The 6,799-nt window shown below is 41.0% G+C and carries 5 protein-coding genes; 2 read left to right on the plus strand and 3 right to left on the minus strand.

Annotated features, from left to right (window positions below; all coding sequences use genetic code 11):
* Positions 1–35 precede the first annotated feature (35 nt).
* A complete protein-coding gene (locus F7734_RS44500) occupies positions 36–821 on the plus strand; it encodes an MOSC domain-containing protein (RefSeq protein ID WP_155750769.1) in 786 nt (261 codons plus the stop codon).
* Between the two features lie 233 nt (positions 822–1,054).
* Here the strand turns inward: F7734_RS44500 and F7734_RS44505 are convergent, their stop codons facing one another.
* The 3 genes from F7734_RS44505 to F7734_RS44515 form a co-directional block, all read right to left on the minus strand.
* Entirely contained in the window at positions 1,055–1,675 is a 621-nt protein-coding gene (locus tag F7734_RS44505; protein ID WP_155750770.1) for a Uma2 family endonuclease, read from the minus strand.
* 232 nt (positions 1,676–1,907) lie between these two features.
* Positions 1,908–2,135 (minus strand): hypothetical protein, encoded by a 228-nt coding sequence (locus F7734_RS44510; RefSeq protein WP_155750771.1) that lies wholly within the window; start codon positions 2,133–2,135, stop codon positions 1,908–1,910.
* A gap of 262 nt (positions 2,136–2,397) precedes the next feature.
* The gene (locus tag F7734_RS44515; RefSeq protein ID WP_155750772.1) at positions 2,398–2,802 is read right to left on the minus strand and encodes a hypothetical protein; all 405 of its coding nucleotides are present in this window, start codon (positions 2,800–2,802) and stop codon (positions 2,398–2,400) included.
* A gap of 352 nt (positions 2,803–3,154) precedes the next feature.
* On the opposite strand from F7734_RS44515, the gene F7734_RS44520 reads away from it, so the two are divergent.
* Positions 3,155–6,799, plus strand: a 3,645-nt coding sequence (locus F7734_RS44520) for an NB-ARC domain-containing protein (protein ID WP_155750773.1), incomplete at its 3' end; no start/stop codon positions are given.

Here is a 6,799-nt window from a genome sequence, read left to right on the forward strand (position 1 = left end):
GACTAACAACTAACCACTAACCACTAACCCCAAAAATGATTCGCGTCAAACAGTTGTTTATCCACCCATTCAAAGGATTAAGTCCCCAAAAGTGCGATCGCGTGGAATTGCGCTCCGAACATGGTATACCCGGAGATAGAGCTTTTGCCTTAATGTTTGATGATGGGGACAAATACCTCGAACTCACAACAGTCCCGTGGATGAAGAAGCAACACTTTGCCATGCAAAATGATTGGTCGGGGCTAGCAGCACTCGATTGTTCTTATGAGCCACAGACAGGGATTTTAACAGTCAGGCGCAAAGAAGAGGAATTATTAGTTGCAGATACTCATAGCTTAACTGGACGCGATCGCATTGGTAGCTTTTTCACCGGGTACTTGGCTGGAATTTATCCAAGTCAAACCGCCAGACATCCAAATCGCACACCTATAAAAGTTGTGGGAGATTTTGGCAAAACTCGCTATCCAGACAGAGAAGCGGTGCATATTTCCTTAGTCAGTCAAGCAACTATCGATCGCTTGAGTGAGCTAGCAGGACGTCCGGTAGATGTGCGCCGCTTTCGTCCCAATATTGTTTTAGAAGCTGTTCCTGCTTGGGGAGAATTTGACTGGGTGGGAAAAGAAATGCAACTTGGTACAGCCCGAATTGTTGTTACAGACCGAATCAATCGGTGTTTAAATATAGAGGTGAATCCTGAAACAGGAGAGAGAGACACTGCCTTACTTCCTCTGCTAAAAAAGAATTTTCAACATACGCAAACAGGTGTATTGGCACGGGTTGTTACCAGTGGTAGCGTGGCAGTGGGAGAAATTTTAAAGTAGTTTTTAGCACGGGTTTGAAACTGTACCCTTTATTGCTGCTAACTTTCAACCCACTCTCGCAGACTGTATATCTTTTGAGGAAGGGCATTATTGGGAAACAGCTTGCACAAATCCCTCAACAGCATCGTACTGGTCAGGGTATCCAATACATTACACCTTACTTGATGCATTTTGATGAAAGCGCCAGAATCAATATATATTTTAATGGATATATTTCCATGCAATTAAATATTTTACCGTGGCTTCGCAGCATCAAAAACCTGCTGTGCGGTAAGGTTAAGTTGGGGGAATGCAGGAGAAATAATCAAGTCGTTGCCCGTGAACTTAGTCATTATGTATTCATCCCCAATAAGCTGACATACTGAGAAAGTAGGCTGTTTTGGGTCTCCGATAAATTTTTTACCCCCCAACCCTTTATAATCAGCAATCCAGAACTCAGGAATGCCCATTTCTTCATAATCAGCAAACTTTTTATGGTAATCGTCACGCCAGTTGGTACTGGCTACTTCAACTACTAAGGGTACGGATTCAGGTTGAGTAACCGTTGACTCTTTTTGGAAAAGAGGTTCGTTATCAAGATTGTCAAGGTTTAATAACAATACGTCAGGTGAGTAAACTGATTTCGCGGATGGTGTTTTAACAAATGCGGTTTTAGGGATGGTGTAGGGTAGCTTTAGCCGTCTGTACTCCACAGTAATTTCTGCAGCTAAAAAACCAACGACTTTTTCACGATCTCCGGTAGGTGCGAAGATCTCAATAATTACTCCATCGTGTAGTTCGTACTGCTTCCCGTCGTTTGGGTACCATTCGATAAATTCTTCGTAGGTAACGGGTTGGATTAGGGTTTGAGTCATAGTTAGAACCTCAACATATATTTGAATTTAACATCCCGCGATTAAACTCCAATTCCGTAACCAAACCATTTTAATTGCAGTTGCTACCCCAAATTTTCGGATTTTTGGAATAGTAACTCCGAGGTGCCACGTACCGCGAATCTAAAATACACCCTTCCCAACCGCGATAACCGATACAGATTTTGGGCAGTGGGAGAAATTTTAAAGTAATTTTTAGCACGGTTAGGTGTTTCTAGCGGATTGATTCAAAAATGACTGTTGTTGCTATCAAACAAAATAGGATAAGCCCGAAACGCCAAACACTACCAATCACAAATCTCAGTAAAACTATGGCGATATTAGCTGCTCCAAAAGTCAGTGATAAGACGTAGGCGATCGCAAACCCAAATAGAAACAGGAAAAAATATTTGAGGAATCTAGAAGCCAAGTTAAATAAACGGCTGTGTCGATCGTTGTCCATGATGCTACCCTCAATATATTAGGTGAAATGAATTCCAGATAAGGCTTTCTCAATCCAAAATCCAAAATCCAAAATCCAAAATCCAAAATGGCATGGTTTAAACACAAAAGTCGGTGAGTGCATGAATCACTCCACCGGCTTGTAAACTTCTTGTTTCTTGAAAGCCATATGTTTCAAAACGTTAAAAATATTCAGTTGTGTTTTAAATTCCGCCCAAGCTGTCAGTTTTCTTAACTGTTATGTAGCTGCGCTGGATCTCTTCTTAGCGGTCAACACGCTTTTTGTGGTTGAGCCTCCATCCCACCCAATTTTCAAGAACTTTTTCGTAAATCTCCTGGATTTTATCTAGTTCTTGTGTACTAAGATGGTAGCGTTGGCTAATGTGTCCACCCAGTTCAACGATAGTTTCGTAATTGCCCTTTTTGCTGCGGATAACAAACTCACCGTGTTGTGTCACTGACAAGGTTTCAAGAAGTAAAAAGTTAAGGTGAGAAAACACTGGATGCAATTCAATAGAGCAGGCTTGCTTTGAAATAGTGTCAAAACTTCCTTCATCTTGCAGTCTAATCGGCAACGCGTCCAGAGGTTTGTCTCCAATCTCTAAGTGCATTCTAATGCCATGAGAATCACTGAAGAATTCAGGAAATCTTGAGCGTGAGAAGGTCATATCAGTTCCTCCGTAACGTTGAGTGCCGATTGCGACTACAGTTATTCAATCTGTGGGTGGAAAGCTGCAAATTATGTATGTTCCAAGGAAACACTCTGAAGGTTGTTACCTCACATATATATAACTTGCCTATAATATACAATGTATTTTTTTCTATGACAAGTATTTCGACCTGAATCTACCTTAAGGTATAGATAGTGTAAATTATTTTATATTTTAACGACACTTCTTTCTCACGTTGCTATAATTAGCCTGCTTGTAGAAACTGTAAAAAATACTCTTTTCTCAATTATTCAAGCATGATATAAAAAGTTATCTCACATACTAATATTTTGTATGGAGTAAAGATCCCATGGAAAACGCTACCAATATGTCTCAGCTTCCAGAAACTTTTATCGTAGAGGTAGCAACCAGATCTGGTGTTACTAAAACAGAGTTAGATGCTCTATTGTTGGCATTAGATAATTTTTCAGGTACCGAAATAGCTTCTAAGTTGGAAATTTCTCAAGCAGCCGTCAGAAAAAGATTGGGAGAAAGCTACCGTAAATTTGGTATAGAGGGGAGTGGAAACAAAAAACTTAACAATCTCAGGCAACAGCTAATAGCTCAATACCAAAATCAAGCAAATACAAATGTAGTTGTTGGCAAGACATTTCAAGAAGATTGGGGTGAAGCTGTTGATGTAGATGGTTTTTGGGGTCGCGAAGAGGAAATTGCTAAGCTAGAACAGTGGATTGTGGGGGATAATTCTCAACGCTGTCGGATGGTAGCCGTTTTGGGAATAGGAGGTATAGGTAAGACAGTCTTAGCAGCACAGGTTGCCAAAAAAGTACGGGAAAATTTTGATTATGTCATTTGGCGATCGCTGAGTAATGCTCCACCTATAGGTGATATTCTCACACAGCTGCTCCGCTTTCTACCGAAAGATCTAGAACACGAGTTACCAGACAATGACAACAGCAAAATACTGCGGTTAATCAATGTCTTGAGAGAACACCGTTGTTTAATCATTTTCGATAAAGTAGAAACCGTGCTTCGCAGTGGTGAAGGTAGGGCATATGAAAGAGCGGGCGAGTATGAAGAAGGATATGAAAAGTATGGCTATTTCTTTAAAAAAATAGCCGAAGCAGGGCATGAAAGCTGTCTGTTGCTGATTGGTAGAGAAAAGCCCAAGCAAGTTGCAATGTTGGAAGGGAAAAATTTACCAGTTAAGGTGTTGCACCTTTTCGGACTGAATTTGGAAGAAGCAAGGGCTATGCTTAAAGATAAGGGGTTTTCTTGTTCGGATGCTCAGTTGAAAGAATTAGTCGAGAGATACTCCGGTAACCCGCTAGCTTTAAAAATAGTCGCTACCACCGTTTATGACTTATTTAGCAATAATGTTGGTGAGTTTTTAAACCAAATTCACCAAGAAACAGCAGTTTATGGTGATATTCGGTCTCTTTTAGAGCAGCAATTCAATCGCCTGTCAGAATTAGAGAAACAACTGATGTACTGGTTGGCAATTCATCGCGAATATGTTTCATTTACAAAATTAAAAGCAAATTTAATTACTTCGGAACCCTCAACTAGAGTGTTAGAAGCTGTAGAGTCTTTACTGCGGCGATCGCTAATAGAAAAAGAAACAGGTTCGGGTAGATTTCGTCAGCAGTCTGTCGTCATGGAATATGTTACAGAAAAAATCATAGAGCAAGCCTTTGAAGAAATCAGTCAAGCAAAAACTAACGAATTTCTGAATGCTTATCCATTGATGAAGGCGTGTTCTCTCGAATATATCCACAAAACTCAAGAAAAACTGATTTTGGAGCCTTTAAAAAATAAACTACTGAACATTTTTGGCGAGCAACTAGAGTCTCATCTACGTAGAATGTTAGCTAGTTTACAGAAATATAGTCCCTTAAAAAAGGGATATGCTGCCGGGAATTTAATCAATTTATTGCGCCAACTTCAGCTCGACAAAACTCAAATTGACTTAAGCGGACGTGATTTTTCAGACTTAACCATTTGGCAAGCCTATCTCAAGGATGTTAAATTACAGGATACTAGCTTTACAAACTCTGACTTGACAGGTTCGGTATTTACTGAAACCATGTCGAGTCTCGTCTCAGTCAGATTTAGCCCCAATGGGGAATACTTTGCTATTGGTACAATTAGTGGAGAAGTTCGTCTGTGGCGGACTGCAGATATTAAACAAATTCGTATTTTTAGAGGACACACGGCTTGGGTTTGGGCATTTGCCTTCAGTGCAGATAACCAACTCTTAGTAAGTGGTAGCGCAGACTACACCATTAAAGTATGGGATGTACATACGGGTATGTGTCTGAAAACTCTCAGCGAACACACCAATAAAGTTTACACTGTTGCTTTCCAACCCAAAAGTTGGATTTTAGCAAGTGGTAGTGAAGACGAAAGCATTAAGATATGGGATGTTCGTACAGGAGAATGCTTAAAAACTTTAAATGGTCATCAAGATTGGGTTTGGTCCGTCACCTTTAGCCCTACTGACAATGGTATTCTAGCCAGTGCCAGTGCTGATGGTAAGATTAAAATTTGGGATATCAACACTGGTGAATGCTTAAAAACTATAGAAGGGCATAGCGGTGAGGTTTTCTCTGTTGCTTTTAGTCCAAACGGTCAATTGTTGGCTAGTAGCGGTGAAGACCGAACTGTTAAACTTTGGGATGTAGAGCAAGAAAAATGCCTGAAAACATTTATCGGTCATCAGAAAATAGTTTATTCAGTCCGCTTTAGTCCAAGTGGAAAAACTCTAGCAAGTTGTGGTGAAGATCGTACAATTAAAATCTGGAATGTTTCCACAGGTGAATGCTTGAGGACTTTAGAAGGGCATAACAGTCAAGTATGGGCGATGTGCTTCGCACCGCCTTCGGCGAACGCATTTACATCCAGTCCCGATGGACGTACCCTAATTAGCAGTAGTGACGATCAAACAGCAAGACTCTGGGATGTAGAAACAGGAATTTGCTTGTATGTTTTGCAAGCGTATACCCGTGGAATTTATTCAGTTGTATTTAGTCCCACTCACGAAATTCTAGCAAGCAGTGGTGATGAGCCAACAATAAAGCTATGGAAATTAAGTACAGGTGAGTGTTACCCCATAGAAGGATATCAAGGACGCTTGCGTTCCGTTGCTTTTAGCCCCGATGGGCAAATTCTTGCAAGTGGGGGTGGTGACAATACCATTAAACTCTGGGATATTACAAACATTAGCAACAGTAAATGTATCCGAACACTCAAAGGGCATACTAACTGGGTTTGGACAGTTGTTTTTAGTTCAGACGGAAAAATCCTAGCAAGTAGCAGCGAAGACAAAACAGTACGAATTTGGGATTCTCACACAGGTGAGTGTGTGAAAGTGTTAGAAGGGCATACTCATTGGGTTTGGACGGTAGCAATCGGTCCCGATAGTAGTATACTGGCAAGTGGAAGTGCTGACAGTACAGTCAAACTTTGGGACGTCGATACGGGTCAGTGTATTGACACTTTAGACAACCATAAAGATTTGATTTGGTCGGTAGCAATTAGTCCCAACGGGCAATTTTTAGCAAGTGGTAGCGAAGACCAAACCGTTAGACTGTGGGACATTAAGACAGGTAAATGCCTCCATACCTTGGAAGGACACAGCAAACAAGTTTACTCAGTAGCCTTCAGTCCGGATGGGCAAATCCTTGCGAGTGGTAGTGGTGATGGAACCGTTAAATTGTGGCAAGTCAATACAGGTTTTTGTCTGGATACCCTGACACGAGGGCACACAGCAGCAATCCGTTCTGTCGCCTTTAGTACTGATGGTCGGCTCTTAGCAAGTGGCAGTGAAGATGAGAAAATTCAACTTTGGGATGTACAAAAGTGTAGCCGATTGCGGCATTTTAAATCCGATCGGCTTTACGAACGCATGGAAATTACAAATATTACCGGTCTGACAGACGCAGAGAAAGCTTCTTTAAAGGCTTTGGGTGCAGTAGAACGAGAGAGAATTACC

This window comes from Scytonema sp. UIC 10036 (assembly GCF_009725235.1).

Coding starts and splice junctions, on each gene's coding strand:
- F7734_RS44510 (WP_155750771.1), bottom strand. CDS start 2,135: ATGGACAACGATCGACACAGCCGTTTATTTAACTTGGCTTCTAGATTC.
- F7734_RS44505 (WP_155750770.1), bottom strand. CDS start 1,675: ATGACTCAAACCCTAATCCAACCCGTTACCTACGAAGAATTTATCGAA.
- F7734_RS44515 (WP_155750772.1), bottom strand. CDS start 2,802: ATGACCTTCTCACGCTCAAGATTTCCTGAATTCTTCAGTGATTCTCAT.
- F7734_RS44500 (WP_155750769.1), top strand. CDS start 36: ATGATTCGCGTCAAACAGTTGTTTATCCACCCATTCAAAGGATTAAGT.